The following is a 19244-nucleotide window of genomic DNA, read 5'->3' as shown; positions in this document are numbered from 1 at the left end:
CCTGCGCGCCGGACGGGGCTCGACGCGAGCCCGCCCGGCGACCGCGGACGCCCCCCAGGGGCACGCCTCATCGGTTGGAGGGCCGCACCTCCACATCCGAGGCCTTGACGAAGGCCACCCGGTGTCCGAACTGGATCTCGTAATAGACGTCCTTGCCGCGGATCACCTTGTGGGCCTTCTCGTCGAAGGCCGTCGCCCACAGATACTCGCTCGGTGACCGCTGGCCGAGCGCGTAGGCCTGGCCGGCGAGCAGCTTGTACGGCAGGGGCGAGACGGCCTGCACCGGCACCTCCGCCGGGTAGGCCTCCTTCTCCGGGTACGCGCGGCCGTAGACCGGGACGTCCGTCCTGCCCTGCTTGGGCGTGACCACGCTGCCGTAGGCGTCCATCGCCGTCGGTTTGTCCCACGGGTTGTAGAACCACGCCTTCTGTCCCAGGTACCAGACGGCGGTCCACTCACCCCGCTGACCGGCGACGGCGAACTGCTGGCCGGTGGAGGCACGGGCACCCGTGTCGTTGACGTCGATCGTCGAGTCACTTCCGTCGGGGCGCAGACCGATGTCCTTCACCAGCGGGGCGTCCGGGGCCGGCCCGGTGTGCAGCCGGACCGCGCCCGAACCGTGCCGGACGCATGCCTGACCGGGCTTGACGCAGCCGGTGTAGTCGGGCTGATGCTCGTGGTAGTGCGGCGCGATGGTGACCATGCCGGCGAACGGGCCGCCCGTGGGCTGGAAGAACTTGCCCATCAGCGCGAAGTAGTGGGCCCAGTCCCAGTACGGGCCGGGATCGGTGTGCATGCCCCTGATCGTCGCGGCGGTGGTCCCCGGGACGTTGTCGTGTCCCAGGATGTGCTGCCGGTCCAACGGGATCTTCAGTTTCTGCGCCAGATACCGCACCAGCCGGGCGGACGTGCGGTACATCGCCTCCGTGTACCAGGCGTCGGGCTGGGCGAGGAAACCCTCGTGCTCGATGCCGACCGACTTGGCGTTCACATACCAATTGCCCGCGTGCCAGGCGACGTCCTTCGTCGGCACGTGCTGGGCGATATGACCGTCCGAGGAGCGCACGGTGTAGTTCCAGGAGACGTACGTCGGATCCTTCACCAGCTTGATCGTGGTCTCCCACGAGCCCTCGGTGTCATGGACGACGATGAAATCGGGCTTCTGCGACGTCGGCCGGTCGGCCAGATCGTGATTGCCGTAGTCCTCGCCCTCGAGCTTCTGGTAGGGCGCGGGAATCGACTCACAGGCCACGGTGGGCGGGCACTCGACCCCCGCGTCCGGGGCCTTCGCCAGCCGCAGCCCGCGCACCTGCTCCCGCCGGGGCGCGAGCCCCGGCGTCGCGGGCAGTGCGACCTGCTGGCCGGCATCGGTGGTGCGCCGCTCACCGGTGCGGATGACGTCCATGACGTCGTTCGCGAAGGTGGCCGCGGTCGCCGCGTCCGCGGCGCCCGAGTAGCTCGCCACCGCGCCGTACCAGTCGGCGGGATCCGCGCTCGGCGGCAACCCCAGCCGCTTCTGCGCGGCGGCCAGCAGCGCCGCACCCCCCAGGACGTTGGCCGAGGTCTCCTGGCGCAGCGCCTTGCCGGACAGCCCCGTCAGCGTGGCGGCGCGCTCCAGGGTGCGCAACCGGGCCGGGAGGGGGCCCGCCGGGATCGTCCGCACGGCCGCACGGGGGGCGCGGCGGGGCCGGGCCGCGTCACCCCGGGCGTCCTCCCTCGCCTCGCTGTGGTGCGGGGCCCCGGCCAGGGCGGCGGCCGCGTCGGTGAGATGCATCGGGCCGTAGCCACCGGTCACGCTCGGGGCGCCGCCGTGCGCGTCCCAGCGCGACTCCAGATAGGAGACCCCGAGCAGCACACGCTGCGGGACGTGGTACTTCGCCGAGGCTTCGGCGAACGCGCGCTGCAGCGCGCCGGACGCCGGCTGCCCGGCGGTCGCGGTCGGCACGGCCGCGAGCACGGGCAACAACAAAGCGGCCGACGCGACGGCGCCGGCCGCCCGCAGGGTACGGCAGGATCGAAGGGGACGTCCGCGCGGACGTCTGGGGCGGCGGGCCGGTGGGGTGCTCGATGACATGACGGCGGATCCTCGCAATGCAGCCTCCTTGGAGCGGGCCGTGCCATGCGCTGGGATGGTAGGGGCGCGACCAGGCGTGCGGGACCGGACTTTCTAGAGGTAACCGCAATCAGACGATCCGTCAATCATCGTGCGGAGTCGGTGTCGGACACGCGAAACGCCCGTGCCGGGGCGTTCTCCCGGCATGGGCGTTCCGGTCCCGCGAGGCGGCGCTGCTCCAAAGCGGTGAACGTACGGAGAAGGGCGGCCCGCCGCGCGCCGGGCGCGGCGGGCCCCGCCGGGTTCAGCGGGTACCCACCGCGGCCCGGACGGCCCGCCGGGCCAGCGCGCAGTCGTCGTGCAGCCGGCGCAGCAGCAGCCGCTGCTCCTCTCCGGCATCGGCCATGCCCGGCCCCGACGGCGTGGGGTCCTGCATGGAGCGCTGCACGGCGGTTTCGTACGTCCGGATCTCGCGGGTCAGCACGAGCATCAGATTCACCAGAAAGGCGTCACGGGAAGCGGGCCCCGCGGCCTGGGCGTGCTGGCTGATCTGACGCCGCGCCACCGGGGCGTCGCCGAGGACGGTCCACAGCGTGGCCAGGTCGTACCCCGGGAGGTACCAGCCGGCCTGGTCCCAGTCGACCAGCACCGGCCCGGCGGGCGAGAGCAGCACGTTCGAGAGGAGGGCGTCGCCGTGACAGAACTGCCCCTGCACATGGGCCAGTCCGTGCAACAGCTTCTGGAGATCACCCAGGTCACGGTCGGTGAGCAGGCCGAGTTCGTGGAACCGGGCGATGCGCTTGCCGTAGTCCAGCGGCATGTCGAACATGCCGGCCGGCGGCCGCCAGAGATTGACCCGGCAGATCGTGCCGAGCGCCGCCCGCACATCGGCGCGGGGCGGGGAGGCCACCGGATGCCGCTGGGTGGCGGCCGGGCGGCCGGGCATCCTCTCGATGAGGAGGGTGCAGTTGTCCGGATCGGCTGCGATGAGCCGGGGTACCCGCACGGGCGGGCGATGGCGCACGAAGGCGCGATATGTGGCTATTTCATGCCGGAATCGTTCGGCCCAGGCCGGGGAGTGATCGGTTAAGCACTTGGCCACGGCCGTCGAGCGCCCCGTCGTACCGACCAGGAGGACGGAGCGTGCGCTGCGGCGCAGTACCTGGACGGGGTTGAACTCCGGGCAGACGCGGTGCACCGACGCGATGGCCGTGCGCAGCTGCGTGCCCTGCGGGCCGGACAGGTCGATCCTTCCGCTGAGCGGTTGGGCGCCGATCCCCGGGGCCCGCCGGGCCCGGCCCGCCCCGAACGCGGCCCCCGCGGCGTGGGAGGGGTCGAGGTACGGTCCCCCGCCGCTCTGCTGCGGTCGGATCGGCCGGGGCGGCGCGGACACGGAGGTCGATGCTGCATACATGGGCGGAACAGATCCCTTCGTGTGCCGACGAGTTGCCGCGCATCCCGGCTCCCGGGGCCGGTGCACCCTGGGGAATGCCCTCCGGACGCCGGGGGCCGGGGTTGCGCGTTCCTACATCACACCCGACCGTCGGTGGCACACCATCTGGCGCACCCTGGCGAAGCCTGGCGAATACTCGCTTGGCCCATGACGGGCCGATACCTTCAAGTCAGCCGAGGAACCTGGGGGCTTGACGTGACAAGGGAACCCAACACCCGCCTGGCGGATCTGTTCGGCCTCGCCGGATGGACCAAGGGCGAGCTGGCGAGACTCGTGAACCGGCAGGCGGCTGTCATGGGACATCCGCAGCTGGCGACCGACACCTCGCGGGTCAGGCGCTGGATCGACATGGGGGAGTCCCCGCGCGATCCCGTGCCCAAGGTGCTGGCCGCCCTGTTCACCGAGCGTCTCGGTCGTGTCGTGACCATTGAGGACCTCGGGTTCGGCCGGCGAGGGCGCACGACCAAGGGACAGTCCGTCGACGGACTGCCCTGGGCGCCCGAGCGGACCGCCGCGGTCCTCACCGAATTCACGGGAATGGACCTCATGCTCAACCGACGCGGCTTGGTGGGCGCGTGTGCCGCGCTCTCCGCAGGCTCAGCACTCAGCAGCGCCATGCACGACTGGCTGCACGCCGACCCCCTCCTGACCTCCGACGCCCCCCGGCTCGACGACCCGCTGCGCCGGGACGTCCCGCACACCGAGGCCGCGAGTTCCGACCGCTACGAGGCGGCACCCGTGGGCTCCACCGAGATCGACGCCTTGGAACGCTCGGTCGACGTCTTCCGCGCCTGGGACGCGGCCCGCGGCGGCGGGCTGCAGCGCAAGGCGGTGGTCGGCCAGCTCAACGAGGTGGGCGGCATGCTCTCCTACCGCCACCCCGACCACCTCCAGCGCAGGCTGTGGGGGGTCGCCGCGAATCTCGCGGTGCTGGCGGGCTGGATGTCCCACGACGTGGGCCTGGAGCCCACCGCGCAGAAGTACTTCGTCATCGCCGCGCACGCGGCCCGCGAGGGCGGCGACCGGCCGCGCGCGGGGGAGGCGCTCTCCCGCGCCGCCCGGCAGATGGTCCACCTCGGCCGCCCGGACGACGCCCTGGACCTGATGAAGCTCGCCAAGTCCGGCTCCGGCAGCGAGACCCTGCCGCGCACCCGGGCCATGCTGTACACGATCGAGGCCTGGGCGCAGGCGTCGATGGGGCGCGGCCAGGCCATGCGACGGACCCTGGGCCAGGCCGAAGAGCTGTTCGCGTCGGACAAGGGCGATGTGCCCCCGCCGAGCTGGATGCAGTCGTTCCACGAAATGGAACTCCACGGGATGCAGGCCCTGGCCTACCGGACGCTCGCGGACCACGAACCGGGGGCCGCGGTCATCGCCCAGCGGCACGCCAAACAGGCACTGGCGCTGCGGGGGAACGACACCCTGCGTTCGAAGATCTTCGACTACATCTCCATGGCCTCCGCCTGTCTCATCGGCAACGACCCCGAGCAGGCCGATACCTACGCGCGGCTTGCCCTGGCCTCCATCGGCGACACCTCCTCGCACCGCACCTGGGACCGGCTGCGGGAGATGTACCGGCTCACGGGGAAGTACGCGGGCTTCGCCCGGATCGAGGATCTGCGCCAGGAGATCCAGCGGGCGTTGCCGAAGGGCCCCGGGAAGGGCACGGGCAAAGGCAGGAGCGCGAACGTGTGACCGGCTGTGGTGCGAGCCCGGTGCCACAAGCCCCCACGGGGCTCGGCGAAGAAGGGGGCCCGGTGTCTTCGATCCGTGTGTCCTCGATCCGTGCGCAGCGGCTGCCGGGTGCTCAGCTGCCGACGCGGGCGACGAGCACACAGGCGTCGTCCTCGCGCGCCTCGCCGCCGAACTCCTCCAGCACCACCCGTACGCCGTCCTGCGCGCTTCTCGCCCTCGCGAAGCGCGGCGCCAGCTCCAGCAGTCGCTCGGTGCCGGGGTCGGGGCAGGGCCCGGTGCGGCGGGGCGCGAGCCCCTCGGTGTGCAGGACGAGCACGTCTCCCGGCTCCAGGCGCTCTTCGGCCTGGGCGTACGAGGCGTCGGCCACCGCCCCGAGCAGTACGCCCTCCGGGGGCCTCAGCGAACGGCCCTGGCCGCCCCGGAAGAGCAGCGGGGCCGGGTGGCCGGCCTGCGACCAGAGGAGGGTGCGCTCGCGGGGGTCGTAGCGGCAGCACACCGCGCTGCCCAGCGCGGGCTGGGCGGCCGCGTCGAGCAGGCGATTGAGCAGGCCCATCAAGGGGCCGGGCTCGGTCCCGACGACGGCCATGCCGCGCAGCGCGCCGAGCAGCATGGCCATGCCGGAGGTCGCCGTCACGCCGTGTCCGGTGAGACCGCCGACGCTCAGCAGGGTCCGCCCGTCCGGAAGCCGCATCGCGTCGTACCAGTCGCCGCCGATCAGGGCGCTGCTGGCGGAGGGGAGGTAGTGCGCGGCCAGGTCGAGGAGGCCCGCCGTCCCGGCGTCGTCGACGGCGGGGGCGTCGCGCCCGTCCCGTGGGAGCCGGAGGGAGCCGCGCCACGGGGGCAGCACGGCCTCCTGCAGCTCGACCGCGAGCCGGCGCTCGGCTTGCGCGAGGTGCTGATGCCGGCGCAGTGAGTCACGGGTCTCGTGCACCTCCCGCTGGCTGCGGCGCAGCTCGCTGACGTCCCGCAGCACGGCCCACATGGAGGCCGTGGTGCCGTCGGCGTCGAGCACCGGCTCGCCCATCATGTGCACGGTGCGCACGGCGCCGTCCGGGCGCACGATACGGAACTCGCCGTCGATCGCCTTGCCGTCCACCAGACAGTCGGTGACCAAGGAGGACAGCACACCCCTGTCCTCCTCCAGCAGCCAGGAGGGCAGCTCGTCGAGGGTGGGCGCCCCGTCCTCGGGGCGGCGGCCGAACAGCGCGAACAGCTCGTCGGACCAGGTGACCTCGTCGTTGAGGAGATTCCACTCGGCGCTCCCGGCGCGGCCGGGCGGCCCGTCGGGCCGCGGTCCGTCCGTCGGGCCCAGGGCGGGCGCGCCCGGCGGCACCTCGGCGGGCAGCCCCGCGCGGAGCTGGTCGAGGTGCTCGCCCAGGCCGTCCAGATGGTGCGCGGCCAGCTCGCACAGGGCGCGCTGCCAGCGCAGCCCGGGATCGCCCGCCGCGTCCTCGCCGGCCGTCTCGCGGCGCACGGCGTCGATGTCGCCGCGCAGCCGCCGCGTCTGCGAGATCAGTGCCTCGACGGTGCCGGGCTGCGGCGTTCGGTCGGCGGCGGAACGGTCCGCGGAGAGGGGGGACGGCATCACGTACTCCGATACATGCGCGGCGCGGCCGGCTCTGGTGGACCCGGTGGATCCGTGGAAGGGCCGGTAACGACTGTTGCACAGGGAGCGAGCGTCCGTCAGTGATTTCGCAATACCCGATACGGTGGTGCTGGAGGCATATGTCAGAGGCTTTCGGGTGCCCGTCAGGGGGCAATTCGGGCACGGCTCGGCGGAATGCTCTGCTCCGGGTAGGCTGCGGGCGCTCGGAGGACCGCGAGTTCCTCCAGTTCACCAGGCATAGCGCAGGTGGACACCGGCAAGAATGCCGGACGACGGAAATCCCGTTGCCAGCCGACCTCCCGCACCGGATGCTGACCCCATGTTCGATCCAGACATAGCGCCCAGCGGCACCCTGCTCGGCCTCCTTCAGCGAGGCCGCGGCGACGGGACCCTGCATGCCCTCGCGGCGCCGCGGGCCGAGGCGCTCGCGGCACTGCACCACTGCGTGCTCCGCGATCCGCGGTGTGACTGGCAGGTCGAGAACCGCTCCCTCTACTACGCGCGGCTCTACCTGGACCTCGACGGCGGACTCGAGGAGATCGAGCAGCACCTCTTCGCCCCGGACGACCTGCTCGACACCGCCGAGGAGCGCACCGGCCTCGCCCTCGCCGTCCTCGGCCACCTCGCCTCCTACGGCCGCGACGACGCCCTGCTGCTGCTGCGCCGCTACGCCACCACCGGCGGCAACTGGTCCTGGGCCCTCGACGAGCTGGCCCTGCGCGACGACGACACGGGGCTGGCCGCCCTGGGCGAGATCATCGTCGCCCGGTTCCCCCGGACCCCCGAAGGGGAGTCCCGGCTCGCCGCCGCCGTACGGGACGCCTTCGAGCCCCGCCCGTGGCGTCTGTGGGCCGAGGACCCGCACGCCCCCGTGACCGCAGCCCGGGTGCGCGCCGCCCGGGAACAGGGCTCCTTCGACCGCTGGCAGCGGCAGCTGCGCCCGGCGGGCCCCCGCCCGGGCTGGAGTGTCCGCGAGGTCCTCGACTGGGCCCAGCAGGGGCTGTCCCTCCACCCCACCCAGCATCGCCACGTGCCCGCCACCCGCTGTCTCACCGCGGTCGCCGGGCCCGAGGACCGGGACGAGATCATCGAGGCCGCCGCCACCGCCCCCGACGCCGCCCGCGCCACCGCGCTGCGCTATCTCGCCGAGCACCACGACCCCCAGGCCCTCGACCTCATCGAGGCCGCGGCCGACGACCCCCGCGAACTCGTCGCGGAGGCCGCCGTCACCGCCTTCGAACGCATGCGCAGCACCGCGGCCCTGGACCGGGCCCGGGTGTGGATCCACCGCGCCGACGCCCTCGGCGCCGCCGCGGCGGGAATGCTGGCCTGCCGGGGAGCGACGTACGATGCCGCGATCGTGCTCGGCGCCCTGCGGCGGACGGTGCGGGCCCAGGGCCCCGACGCACCCGTGCTGTGGGACCTCGTCGACGGCGCCGGGCGCCTCGCGATCACCTGCGCCGCACCGGTCCTGCGGCACGTCTACCGCGAGACGTCCTCCTCGCATCTGCGGGGTCGGGCGGCCCGTGCCCTCGCCGCGACGGACCCCTCCTTCGCCACCGGCTTCGCCGTCGAGTGCCTGTGGGACTGCGAGGAGAGCACCCGGGAACTCGCCGCGCACCACGCCACCACGGCCGACGCCCGGGTCGTGGAACAGCTCCGCAGGCTCGCCGCCGATCCGGCGGAGGAGGCCGAGGTCCAGACCGCGGTCCGCAGCCGCTTCGGCCCGGACGCTCCCTCGGGGTGACGCCTCGCCGCCGCGCGGTGATGGGCGCTTAGCCACATCAAGCCCGTCCGGCGCTTGAGGACGCGCCCGCAGGGCGCCTTGTCGCCGCAGGCGGCACCACTGGCCGGTAGTCGAAGAACCGTCAGAGTCCGTCGGCACCACCGCTGCGCGGCGGTCGTCCTCAAGCGCCGGACGGGCTGATTTTTGGCTGGCCCCAGCCATCAAACCCCTGGGGGTACCTTCCAGCGGTAGCTGGGGGAGATTGAGGACGCGCCCGCAGGGCGCTCGCCGTCGCAGACGGCAAAACCGGCCCGCGGTCAAAGAGCCGGCCGGCCCCAGGCCTAAGGTGGCGCGAAGCCGCCCTCCGCGGTCCCGACGCCCCCGCGAGCCCGGGCGCCGGCCCCTTCCTCGTATCAAGGAGCGACGTGCCCGACCAGCGCGCCCCCCGACCCTGCCCGCCCCCGTCCCGTCCGGCAGTCGCCCTGTCGGCGGCGCTGTCGGTGCTGTCGGTGCTGTCCCTCCAGTTCGGCGCCGGGGCGCTCCCGGCTGTGGCAGCGAGCGCGCCGCACGGCGGCACGGTCGCCCAGGACAGCCGGACGGCTACCGTCCGGATCACCGAGGGCCAGGTCAAGGAGGTCGGCCGGGGCGGCACGATCCTCTATCCCAGCGTGACCAGCTGTCTGACGGTGACGGTCCGCCTGGGCGACGGCGCCAAGGCGGGCGCCCACGCCAGCCTGTTCCAAGTACCCGGCGAGTACCGGTCGGACGAGATCCTCGCGGCACTCAAGCGGCAGTTGGGGAGCCGGGCCGTCCGCGCCGTCGAGGTCCAGGGGGCGGTCGGAGCCTGGCACCCCGGCTACTTCACCAAGGCGGTGGAGAGTTACGGCGAGGGCGAGAGCGTTCCCTACCCGACGCGGCCCGACCCCGACGGCCTGGCGGCGGCCGTCGCCGCGGGCCTCGGCGTCCCGAGGGCCGCGGTGACGGTGCGGGACCTGCCCGACGGCGATCTGATCGTGCGCTGACGGGCCGGCGGCGCGGGCGCCGGGCGTCCCGCGCCGGGCGTCCCGCGCCGGTGCCCGGGGTGCTTCCGGCCCCCGAGGTGGAAATCGTGGTGGCGCCGGTATGCCAAGCTGGGACCCACGCCGGTATGACTGACCAGGAGGTTTTCATGACAGAGAACAACGCGCCGCAGGACGCGACCACCGACGGCGCCCAGGACGGCGGGGAGCCCGAGGACGCGGTCAAGCGCAAGTTCCGCGAGGCCCTGGAGCGCAAGCAGGGCAAGGCCGCGGGCGGGGCCAACGGCCAGAGCCGCGACGGTTCGAAGATCCATGGCACCCAGGGCAAGGCGGGCGGCCAGCGCAACTTCCGCCGCAAGAGCGGCTGATCCCGCTCGACGCCGCCCCGACTCCTGGCGGCCGGTCGCCCCGGCCGGTGCCGCACCGGCAACTCCCGGTGCGGCACCGGCCTTTGCGCGGCGGTGGGGCCCCTCCGCGCGGGCCTCAGCTCGTCCGGGCCACCCATACGAGGGCGAGCCACGGTGTGGCGGCGGCACCCGCCGCCAGGGCCCAGCCGGTGCCCGTCGCGGGGAAACCGGTGAGCAGGGGCAGGATCAGTCCGGCGCCGCAGGCCAGGACGGCCGCCGCCGGCAGATGGACGCGGGGCCGGAACCGGCGCGCGGATCGGACCGCGAACTCGTTGCCGTGCAGCACCATGCCGGTGACGATCCCGGCCGCGAAGGTCAGCACCCAGATGGCGGGCAGGGCGATCAGCCGGCCGACGAAGGTGCCGATGTCGTTGTCCGGCGCCTCGCGCACTCCGAGGCCGGGCCGGCTCGGCGCGTAGCGCAACCGCACGGTATGCCCCTCCTCCGGCAGCCCCCGGGTGTGCACGTTCTCGACGGTGACCCGCCGCGCCCCGGAGTCGAAGGGGATGACGACCTCGATGGTCGACGCGAACTCGTCGACGTCGTTGATCTCCACGCCCGTGAAACGCGGCTTGTCGACGATCCGCTGGACGCGGACGTCGTACGTGCCGCCACCGGACTGTCCGACCTTCGCGAGCCACTCGCCGTACGGGCCGTCCGGACCCACCCCCTGGCAGAGCGCGGCGCCGCTGGTGAGCGCGATGCCGAAGCCCAGTGCCCAGCACACCAGGCGTGAGGAGCGGGGCGCGTATCTCTTGCGGGAGGCCCGCTTGCGCAGCACCGCCCGCCGTCTGGCCCGCACCAGCCAGGAGACGCATATCCAGCACAGCGCGCAGCCGGCGGCCACGCCGAGCAGCCACAGCTGCTGCCGCTTGGGCGGCAGCTCCCGGAACGGGATCACACCGGCCAGCGCGACCGCGTAGGCGGCGAGCAGTGTCGCCCATCCGGTGAGCCGCGTCCCTATGTTCATGATCCACATCCCCCGCCACGCCACTTGATGATCTTGACGTGGACAGCGTAATTGGTGCATTCGCGCCACAACGCCGTACGAAAGAAGCGGACGAACCGGTACCGGTCTCAGTACCGGGTGAGGAACCGCTGCGGCTGGCAGGCGTCGCAGGGCCGGGCGCCGTCCGACGCGAGCTGGTCACGGGCCTCCGCCGTGGTCATCGCGTCCTCGCCGCCCTTGGGCACCCAGCAGCCCGCGTGGTGCAGCTCCAGGAGGAGCCTGCCGGACCGGCGGTGCGTGGTGACCAGCCAGAGGGCGTCCTCGAGCCCGGGCCGGAAGGTCCCGTGGTGCTCGGCGCGGGTGGCGAGGGCGCCGTGCGCGGTGTCGGTCTCCTCGAAGTCCCCGCCGTCGAGGTGACGCAGCACGACCGCGCGCACCCAGTCGCGCGGGGAGTGGCCGGCTTCGCGCGCGGCGGCCTCGATCAGGGCACGTTCGTCAGGGGTGAAGAGCTGCTCCATGACGCGGGACAGTAGCAGCGCGAGGGGGTGGCGGGCCCTGCCGTCGAAGGTCGGAGAAATGTTCTGACCTGCCACGTTGACAGGTCTGCGGGCCGAATATGCCGCATGCGTCATGCCTGCGGCGGCCGGGTGCCGATGTCCTCGTTCCACAGTTCGGGCCGGTCGCGGACGAAGCGGCTCATCAGCGCGGCGCACTCGCCGTCGTCGAGGAGGGTGACGGCGACGCCGGAGTCGGAGAGCCACTGATGGGCGCCGGGGAAGGTGGTGGCCTCGCCGACGACTACGCGGCCGATGCCGAACTGACGGATCAGCCCGGCGCAGTACCAGCACGGGGACAGCGTGGTGACCATGGTGGTGTCGGCGTAGCCGCCGGGGCGCCGCCCGGCCGCCCGGAACGCGGCGGTCTCCGCGTGGGTGGCCGGGTCGTCGTCCTGCACCCGCCGGTTGCGCCCGGCGCCCAGCAGGGTGCCGTCGGGGCCGAACAGGGCGGCACCGATCGGGATGCCGCCCTCCGCGAGCCCGGCACGGGCCTGCTCCAGGGCGACGTGGAGGAGTCGTCGGTCATCGCTCATGAGGGGGCTCTTCCCGTCCGGCGGTGCTTCCACGCCGACGGCCGGGGGCTCGCGGGAGCTACTTCGGCGCGTGCTCGCCGAGGTAGAAGAGCAACCAGATGAAGCCCGCGAGCACATGGCTGACCACGACGTAGATGAGAACGCGGAAGGCCACGGCCTTCTCCTTGTACTTCTCACTGCCTGCGCCGGGGTCGCGCGGGAGCGCGGCCCGCTCGGCCGGGTGGTGGGTCACTGCTGCTCTCCAGTCGTCGTGCTGTGGGTGGCGCGGCCGGGGTGGCGGCCGGGCACAGGGGGTGTCAGGGGGTGCCCGGCCGCTCGGCCTCGCGCAGTTCCGTCAGGAGTTCCTCCTGACCGGTGAGGACCTGGGTCAGCAGCCGCCGGGCGGCCGCCAGCAGCTCGGCGACGTCGCCGCCCGCCAGCGCGTAGACGACCGTGGGGCCCTCGCGGGTGGCGGTGACGATGCCGGAGCGGCGCAGCACGGCCAGCTGCTGCGAGAGGCTGGAGGGCTCGATCCCGATGGCGGCGAGGAGGTCCCGCACCGGCATCGGCCCGTCCTGGAGGAGTTCCAGGACCCGGATGCGCACGGGGTGCCCGAGCATCCGGAAGAACTCCGCCTTCGCCTGGTAGAGCGGTACCCGTACCCCGATCAACGCTCCCGCCCCTCTTCCGCGTCCGCCGCGTCCGGGTCGACGCCGTGCGTGCGGGCCAGCCGTAGCGCGTCGTCCAGCTCGTCGGCGGCCACGGCCGTCGCGTAGGCGTCACCGTCGGCCCGTGCCGCCTCCAGGGCCGCGCGCGCGTCGCGCACCCGTTCCCGCATCGCTTCGCCGAACGCGCTCACCACGACCCCCCATGCGGACGTCCGGCGACCCGGATGCCTGATGAATTGAAGAATTCTTCAATTCTAGGGCCCGCCCCGCCGGGTACCGCCCGGGGGGGTGCCGGTCATGTCCGCCATGCCCCGTCCGTCATCAATTCCCGCCCCTCCAGCTCGTTCTCCTCCCGCCAGGCCAGGATCCGGCGGGGCCGGAAGCGGAGGTACACCCAGGCGTCGTGCCCCCGGGGGTCCCAGGACAGCTTCGCCGCGAAGGCGTCGGCCGCCGGGGCCGGGAGGTCCGAGCCGGCGACGGTCTCGGCGGCGGCGTCGATGAGGACCACGTCCCGGGTGTGGCCGAGGGCGATGCGGGCCTCCCCGTTCGTCGCGAGGTTGCGGGCGGTGCGGTTGGTGGCGCGGGTGCACATCACCAGCGTGCCGTCGTGCCAGACGAAGGACAGCGGGGCGAGCAGGGGGCCGCCGTCGCGGTCCGCCGTGGACACCCAGGCGTCCTGGTCGTTCTCCAGCCGTTCCAGCACGTCGGACTTCCGTTGCCCGGCACTGCGCGCCGGTGGCGTGTTCGTCATTCCCCGGACGCTACCGACGGAGCGCGCCCGGGCGCCTCGGCCGTGAGCCGTACGCCGCCCCGGCCGACCGCTGTAGTACCGACGGCCTACCCGGCGGCCTGCCCACGGCCTGCTCGATGGCGGCCCCGGTCCGGTGTGGTCTGTGTGGGTGGACTGACGGTGTGTTGCGTGCAGATTGTCGGATGATCAGAGGGGCGCCTTGTTAGTTTTTGGGGGCCGATATAGCGGTTTATATGAATTATGAGAGTTGTGTGGTGTGCCCAAAGTTCCCGTGTCCTTACGCGACTGGGGGTGTGTGGTGACGGTATCGGCGAGTGGAGCCCGGTTGACGGCCGCCGGTGGACGCCCGGTGGCGAGTGTGTCCGGTGAGGGTGCCTCCGGCGGCCGTCCCGCCGACGGGATGACCGCCGGGAGTGGATCCGCCGGCGCCGGCGCGGCCGGCGGGCCGCCCGGCGGTGTCCCCGGGCCGGGGGGCGCCGCGGGCGGAGCGGGCCCGGGAGGACCGGGGAGCCCTGGTCCCCCCGGTTCCGGCGGTACGGGCTCCGGGGGAGCCGGCCCGGGCGGCCCGGGCGGGCCCGAGGTGACGGAGCCGGACGGGGCGAACGGGCCGACGGGCTACGACTACGAGGGGTTCAGCCGGCTGGCGGGGGAGCTGACCGAACCGCCGAATGGTGGCTACCGGGTGCGGTACCAGCGGCTGCTGGACCGGGAATCCGGCAGCGGATGGGGGATCGGGCTGCTCGTGGGAGCGGCCCCGCTGGTCTCCATGGGCCTGCTGGTATGGCTGCTGTGGCCCGGACACTGGGCGCACCGGGAATACGTCGGCCCCATCGGGCGGGCCGCGGACACGGCGATGCTGATCTCGATCGGGCTCATCGAGGTCTTCCGCGTCGTCAACGTCCTCTCCAACGCCCACGCGACCTGGGTCGCCCGGGACCCGGTGCCGGTGCGGGCGCAGCCGGGCACGCGGGTGGCGTTCCTGACGAGCTTCGTGCCCGGCAAGGAACCACTGGCGATGGTCAAGGCCACCCTGGAGGGGGCGGTGCGGATCGAGCACGACGGGGTGCTCGACGTATGGCTGCTGGACGAGGGTGACGACCCCGAGGTCAAGGCACTGTGCCGGCGACTGGGCGTACGGCACTTCTCCCGCAAGGGGATCGCGCGGTGGAACCAGCCGTCGGGCTCCTTCCGGGCCCGCACCAAGCACGGGAACTACAACGCCTGGCTCGACGCGCACGGCCACGACTACGAGTTCATGGCCTGCGTGGACACCGACCACGTACCGCTGCCGAACTTCCTCCAGCGCATGATGGGGTACTTCCGCGACCCGGACGTGGCGTTCGTCGTCGGCCCCCAGGTCTACGGCAACTACACGGCGGCCGTGACGAAGGCCGCTGAGAGCCAGCAGTTCCTCTTCCACGCGCTGATCCAGCGGGCGGGCAACGCCTACGGTTCACCGATGTTCGTGGGGACGAGCAACTGCGTGCGCGTCGGTGTGCTGCGCCAGATCGGCGGGCTCTACGACTCGATCACCGAGGACATGGCGACGGGGCTGGAGATCCACCGTCGCCGCAACCCGGCCACGGGCCACCGCTGGAGGTCGGTGTACACCCCGGACGTGCTGGCCGTGGGCGAGGGCCCGTCCTCCTGGACCGACTTCTTCTCCCAGCAACTGCGCTGGTCGCGCGGAACGTTCGAGACGCTTCTCAAGCAGTACGGCCAAGCGGTCTGGCGGCTGTCGCCCGGCCGGGCGCTCAACTACACGCTGATGGTGACCTACTACCCGATGGCGGCGCTCAACTGGTTCCTGGGCGCCGTGTCGTGCGTGCTCTTCCTCGGGCTGGGCGCCGCCGGGATCAACGTGGAGTCCCAGGTGTGGCTGATGCTCTACAGCGACGCGGCGGCCCTCCAGGTCGGGCTGTACATGTGGAACCGGCGCCACAACGTGAGCCCGCACGAACCGGCCGGGTCCTCCGGCGCGGCCGGGATGGTGATGTCCGCCCTCTCCGCCCCGCTGTACGCGAGGGCGCTGGGCGAGGCACTGCTGCGGCGGCGCTCGCGGTTCGTCGTGACCCCCAAGGGCGACTCGGCCAGCCCCGACTGCCTGGCGACCTTCCGCACCCACCTGGTGTGGGTCGGTGTCTTCGGGCTGTCGCTGGCCGCGTCGATGGTGCTCAGTCACGCCCATACGGCGATGCGGATCTGGGCCGCGCTGGCCATGCTGACCGCGCTCGGGCCCCTCGGGGTCTGGCAGGCGGGTCTGTGGCGGGACCGCTGGCACTCCCGCCGTGAGCCGCTACCGGCGGAAGCCGCGGCCGGGGAGGCCGGGGAGGCGGAGGCGGCCCGCCCGGTGGAGCAGCGCAGCCCGGTGTGAACGGAGACCGCCCGCGGCCGGCGGCCCCCGGTACGGATGGGCGGCGCGAAAGGCCCGGTGCGGTGACGGCGCCGGGAGTGCCGACACGACGGATGGAAGGTGGGTGGTGTGGTGAAGGTCTACCCGAGGACGAGGACGCGCAAGGCGGCGCTGGGCGCGGTGGCGGTGGCGGCGCTCGTCGCCGCGAACGCCCCGGCCGCGGCCGGGTTCGCGGAGCGGGCCTGGCACGAGTACACCATCAACCAGGCGTCCTACAAGGCCCGTTACGGGCACTGGGACCTGGTGGACGTCCCCGAGAAGTTCAGGATCAACGCGATCCACGCGGCCCTGCTGCACACCGGCAAGGTGCTGCTCATCGCGGGCTCGGGCAACGACGAGAAGAACTTCAAGGCGGGCACCTTCCAGAGCGTGCTGTGGGACCCGCGGAACGACACGTTCAAGGAGATCGACACCCCCAAGGACATGTTCTGCGCGGGCCACGCGCAGCTGCCCGACGGAAAGCTGCTGGTGGCGGGCGGCACCGCGCGCTACGAGAAGCTGACCGGCGACGTGACGCGCGCGGGCGGCGGGATGATGGTGAAGAACGAGGACCCCGACAAGCCCCGTACCCTCCCCGCGGGCACCGTCTTCGAGGGCTCGACCGGCAAGCGGTACCGCTCGCAGCTGCCGGTGCTGGTGCCGCGCGCGACGAAGACGGTGATCGAGGAGACCGAGGACACCCCGAAGAAGGTCCGGGTCAGCGCGTCCCAGGCCCGGGTGTACGTGGAGTCCGACGTCGAGGGGGAGGCGGGCATCGCCAACACCGCCGACCAGTACCGGATCAAGGGGCTGCGGGGCAAGGACACCCAGACGGTCTACGGCCTGGCGACGAAGCTGGGGCTGGACAAGAAGGACTTCCAAGGCCTCAAGGAGGCCTACGAGTTCGACCCCGTCACCGAGCGGTACGTGACCGTCGACCCCATGGACGAGGCCCGCTGGTACCCGACCCTGGTGACCTTGAAGGACGGCCGGGTGCTGGCCGTCTCGGGCCTGGACGACATGGGCGAGATCATCCCGGGCAAGAACGAGATCTACGACCCGAAGTCCCGCACCTGGGGACCGGCGCCGCGGCAGTACTTCCCCACCTACCCCGCGCTGTTCCTCACCAAGGGCGGCAAGCTCTTCTACTCCGGCTCCAACGCCGGGTACGGCCCGGCCGACAAGGGCCGCAGGCCGGGCGTGTGGGACGTGGAGAAGAACACCTTCACCCCCGTCCCCGGACTGCGGGACCCCGAACTCACCGAGACCTCCGCGTCGGTGCTGCTGCCGCCGGCCCAGGAACAGAAGGTGATGATCCTGGGCGGCGGCGGGGTGGGGGAGTCCCACGAGGCCACCCCACGCACCGCGGTGGCGGACCTGAAGGCCGCGAAGCCCGCGTTCGCCTCCGGCCCCGAACTGCCGGTCGGCACCCGCTACCTCAACGCCGTGCTCACCCCCGACGACAAGGTCTTCACCACCGGCGGCTCACGCGACTACCGCGGCAAGCGGGGATCCGACATCCTGGGCGCCCAGTTCTACAACCCCCGGTCGAAGACGTTCGACGTCGCGGCGGCCCCCACCGTGGGCCGCGACTACCATTCCGAGGCGCTGCTGCTGCCCGACGGGCGGATCGCGGTGTTCGGCTCCAATCCGCTCTTCGCCGACGAGGACGACAGCCGGCCCGGCAGGTTCGAGCAGCGCATCGAGGTCTACACCCCGCCGTACCTCTACCGCGACAAGCGCCCCACCCTGCGCACGGGACCGATCCAGGCCGAACGCGGCGGATCCGTCACCCTCCCCACGCCCGCCCCCGGCAAGGTGGCGGCGGTGCGGCTGATGCGTCCGAGCGCGGTCACCCACGCCACCGATGTCGAGCAGCGCTCGATCGCCCTGGAGGCGACGGCCCGGGCCGACGGCCTGTCCGTGACCATCCCGAAGGACCCGTCCCTGGTACCGGCCGGCTGGTACATGGTCTTCCTGACCGACCGGGACGGCACACCGTCCGAGGCGGCTTGGGTACGGGTGCGTTGAGCGGCACTTGGCCTGTGCGGGTCTTTGGGCGCGGGCCGTCTTTTGGCCGCGGGCCGTCGTTGCCGCCTGCGGCGGCGGGCGCCCTGCGGGCGCGTCCTCAAGCGCCGGACGGGCTGAAAATCAGCCCGTCCGGCGCTTGAGGACACCGCCGCGCAGCGGCGGCGCGGGCGCGGCACCCGCTATTTCGACGGCGCCGGCGGCGGCGCCGGAACGGCCGGAGTCGGGGGTGCTGTCGGCCGCGCCGGCGGACTGGGCTCGAGCGCGAGTTTCAGCGCGTAGTCGGCCCACCAGTGGCCGGCCGGTGGGGCGCCCCGGCAGGTGCCGTCCGACTCGCCGGGGCGTTTGACCCAGACGAAGGCGTCGACGCGCGGCGCCCCCGTGACCGTCGTGGGCGCGGCGCCCAGAGCCCGGCCCGGGGGATTGCACCACGACTCCGAACCGTTGCCACCGGTGGCCTTGTCCTGGTCCGGAGGCAGCGGGCCGTTGCCATTGCGACTGGTGTCGATGATGTAGTGCGCCCCGCCCAGCAGGTCCGAGAGCTTGTCGCCGTACTCGCGGTTCACGGCGGTGGTGTGGAAGTTGGAGACGTTCAGCGCGAACCCGTCGGCCTGCGACACCCCCGCCAGCTCCAACGCACCGGCCAGGAGCCGCTGATCGGAGATCCAGCCGGGGTTGCCGGCATCGACGTACACCGAGGTACGCGGATTGGACTTGAACTTCCGTACGGCCTCGCCCAGCAGCCCGAGCCGCTCCTTCGCCACCTCCTGGGGCACACAGCCCGACGCCCACTGGGCGATGGCGTCGGGTTCCAGCACCACCCACGCCCGGCGTTCGGCGATGCCCGCCGCGGCCGAGGCCAGCCAGGCCCGGTAGTCCTTCGCGTCCTTCGCGCCCCCGGAGGAGTACTGGCCGCAGTCCCGGTGCGGGATGTTGTAGGCCACCAGGACCGGGACCCGGCCCGCCTCCTCGGCCTGTCGGGTGACCTGCTCCACCCGTTCCTTCGGGTCGTTGCCGTCACCGGGCATCCATACGGCCGTCGGCTGGTCGGCGATGCGCCGGAGCACCGCCGCGTCCAGTTCCCGGCCGCGTTCCTGCCAGGCCCGCACCTGGCGTGCCGCCCGGCCCGTGGGCTCCACCCAGAACGGGGAGTCGGGGCCGTCGGTGGCGCTCACCGCGACCGCCCGGCCGTCACAGGACGGCAGGCACACGCCGCACGCACACGCGAACAGGACGGCGCCGCGCCGGGCTCCGGTGATGAAGCGGGTTGTCTGTGCCCTGGGCATGAACTCCACCCTTCCGCCTTCTTCACATGGTCCTCGTCCGTTCCTCCACGCTTACATGTGTCGGGTCGTCAGGTCGCCTGGTACTGCGCCGAACGGGCAGCACCGTGCTCCAGCCGGCGGTGCGGCACCGGCGCGTGCCCGG

Annotated in this window: 17 protein-coding genes; 6 read left to right on the top strand and 11 right to left on the bottom strand. The window is 72.8% G+C overall.

Annotation, left to right across the window (positions count from 1 at the left end; genetic code table 11):
• Nucleotides 1–67: 67 nt before the first annotated feature.
• The gene (locus ACZ6MA_RS07130; RefSeq protein WP_469431734.1) at nt 68–2074 is read right to left on the bottom strand and encodes an N-acetylmuramoyl-L-alanine amidase; all 2007 of its coding nucleotides are present in this window, start codon (nt 2072–2074) and stop codon (nt 68–70) included.
• A 283-nt stretch (nt 2075–2357) separates the two neighbouring features.
• The gene (locus ACZ6MA_RS07125) at nt 2358–3467 is read right to left on the bottom strand and encodes an aminoglycoside phosphotransferase family protein (RefSeq protein ID WP_469431733.1); all 1110 of its coding nucleotides are present in this window, start codon (nt 3465–3467) and stop codon (nt 2358–2360) included.
• Between the two features lie 234 nt (nt 3468–3701).
• On the opposite strand from ACZ6MA_RS07125, the gene ACZ6MA_RS07120 reads away from it, so the two are divergent.
• Nucleotides 3702–5201, top strand: a complete 1500-nt coding sequence (locus tag ACZ6MA_RS07120; protein ID WP_469431732.1) for a DNA-binding protein NsdB — start codon at nt 3702–3704, stop codon at nt 5199–5201.
• A gap of 112 nt (nt 5202–5313) precedes the next feature.
• Here the strand turns inward: ACZ6MA_RS07120 and ACZ6MA_RS07115 are convergent, their stop codons facing one another.
• Nucleotides 5314–6786 (bottom strand): PP2C family protein-serine/threonine phosphatase, encoded by a 1473-nt coding sequence (locus ACZ6MA_RS07115; RefSeq protein ID WP_469431730.1) that lies wholly within the window; start codon nt 6784–6786, stop codon nt 5314–5316.
• A 340-nt stretch (nt 6787–7126) separates the two neighbouring features.
• Between ACZ6MA_RS07115 and ACZ6MA_RS07110 the strand changes: the two genes are divergently transcribed.
• The 3 genes from ACZ6MA_RS07110 to ACZ6MA_RS07100 all read left to right on the top strand — a co-directional run bounded on the left by ACZ6MA_RS07110 (nt 7127) and on the right by ACZ6MA_RS07100 (nt 9920).
• On the top strand, nt 7127–8554 hold the full coding sequence (locus tag ACZ6MA_RS07110) for a HEAT repeat domain-containing protein (protein ID WP_469431729.1): 1428 nt from the start codon (nt 7127–7129) through the stop codon (nt 8552–8554).
• Between the two features lie 404 nt (nt 8555–8958).
• Complete coding sequence (locus ACZ6MA_RS07105) at nt 8959–9555, top strand: hypothetical protein (RefSeq protein ID WP_469431727.1); 597 nt, start codon at nt 8959–8961, stop codon at nt 9553–9555.
• 146 nt (nt 9556–9701) lie between these two features.
• Entirely contained in the window at nt 9702–9920 is a 219-nt protein-coding gene (locus ACZ6MA_RS07100) for a DUF5302 domain-containing protein (RefSeq protein WP_469431726.1), read from the top strand.
• 115 nt (nt 9921–10035) lie between these two features.
• Here ACZ6MA_RS07100 and ACZ6MA_RS07095 read toward each other — a convergent pair whose 3' ends face one another.
• The 7 genes from ACZ6MA_RS07095 to ACZ6MA_RS07065 all read right to left on the bottom strand — a co-directional run bounded on the left by ACZ6MA_RS07095 (nt 10036) and on the right by ACZ6MA_RS07065 (nt 13396).
• Nucleotides 10036–10929: a hypothetical protein gene (locus ACZ6MA_RS07095; RefSeq protein WP_469431725.1), complete on the bottom strand. Its 894-nt coding sequence runs from the start codon at nt 10927–10929 to the stop codon at nt 10036–10038.
• Nucleotides 10930–11036: 107 nt separating this feature from the next.
• Nucleotides 11037–11501 carry a DUF6233 domain-containing protein gene (locus tag ACZ6MA_RS07090; protein ID WP_469431723.1) on the bottom strand — a complete coding sequence of 155 codons (465 nt, stop codon included), beginning with the start codon at nt 11499–11501 and terminating at the stop codon, nt 11037–11039.
• 35 nt (nt 11502–11536) lie between these two features.
• Nucleotides 11537–11998 (bottom strand): nucleoside deaminase, encoded by a 462-nt coding sequence (locus ACZ6MA_RS07085; protein WP_469431722.1) that lies wholly within the window; start codon nt 11996–11998, stop codon nt 11537–11539.
• Nucleotides 11999–12056: 58 nt separating this feature from the next.
• Nucleotides 12057–12230, bottom strand: coding sequence for a DUF6126 family protein (locus tag ACZ6MA_RS07080; protein ID WP_469431721.1), 174 nt, complete (start codon nt 12228–12230; stop codon nt 12057–12059).
• 64 nt (nt 12231–12294) lie between these two features.
• Complete coding sequence (locus ACZ6MA_RS07075; RefSeq protein ID WP_469431719.1) at nt 12295–12648, bottom strand: ArsR/SmtB family transcription factor; 354 nt, start codon at nt 12646–12648, stop codon at nt 12295–12297.
• Nucleotides 12645–12836 carry a hypothetical protein gene (locus tag ACZ6MA_RS07070; RefSeq protein ID WP_469431718.1) on the bottom strand — a complete coding sequence of 64 codons (192 nt, stop codon included), beginning with the start codon at nt 12834–12836 and terminating at the stop codon, nt 12645–12647. Before ACZ6MA_RS07070 ends, ACZ6MA_RS07075 begins: the two co-directional genes overlap by 4 nt.
• 104 nt (nt 12837–12940) lie before the next feature.
• Nucleotides 12941–13396, bottom strand: coding sequence for a pyridoxamine 5'-phosphate oxidase family protein (locus ACZ6MA_RS07065; protein ID WP_469431716.1), 456 nt, complete (start codon nt 13394–13396; stop codon nt 12941–12943).
• A 400-nt stretch (nt 13397–13796) separates the two neighbouring features.
• Here ACZ6MA_RS07065 and ACZ6MA_RS07060 point away from each other — a divergent pair, with 400 nt between their 5' ends.
• Together ACZ6MA_RS07060 and glxA are read left to right on the top strand one after the other, a co-directional pair.
• Entirely contained in the window at nt 13797–15770 is a 1974-nt protein-coding gene (locus ACZ6MA_RS07060; RefSeq protein ID WP_469432269.1) for a glycosyltransferase family 2 protein, read from the top strand.
• A gap of 111 nt (nt 15771–15881) precedes the next feature.
• Nucleotides 15882–17819 (top strand): radical copper oxidase GlxA, encoded by a 1938-nt coding sequence (gene glxA, locus ACZ6MA_RS07055; RefSeq protein WP_469432268.1) that lies wholly within the window; start codon nt 15882–15884, stop codon nt 17817–17819.
• A 179-nt stretch (nt 17820–17998) separates the two neighbouring features.
• Here glxA and ACZ6MA_RS07050 read toward each other — a convergent pair whose 3' ends face one another.
• Nucleotides 17999–19102: a glycoside hydrolase family 6 protein gene (locus tag ACZ6MA_RS07050; RefSeq protein WP_469431714.1), complete on the bottom strand. Its 1104-nt coding sequence runs from the start codon at nt 19100–19102 to the stop codon at nt 17999–18001.
• Nucleotides 19103–19244: the final 142 nt, after the last annotated feature.

Source organism: Streptomyces sp. NPDC042259 (assembly GCF_055582085.1).
The sequence above is the reverse complement of the archived record's forward strand: the minus strand, read 5'-3'. Positions and strand labels throughout refer to the sequence as shown.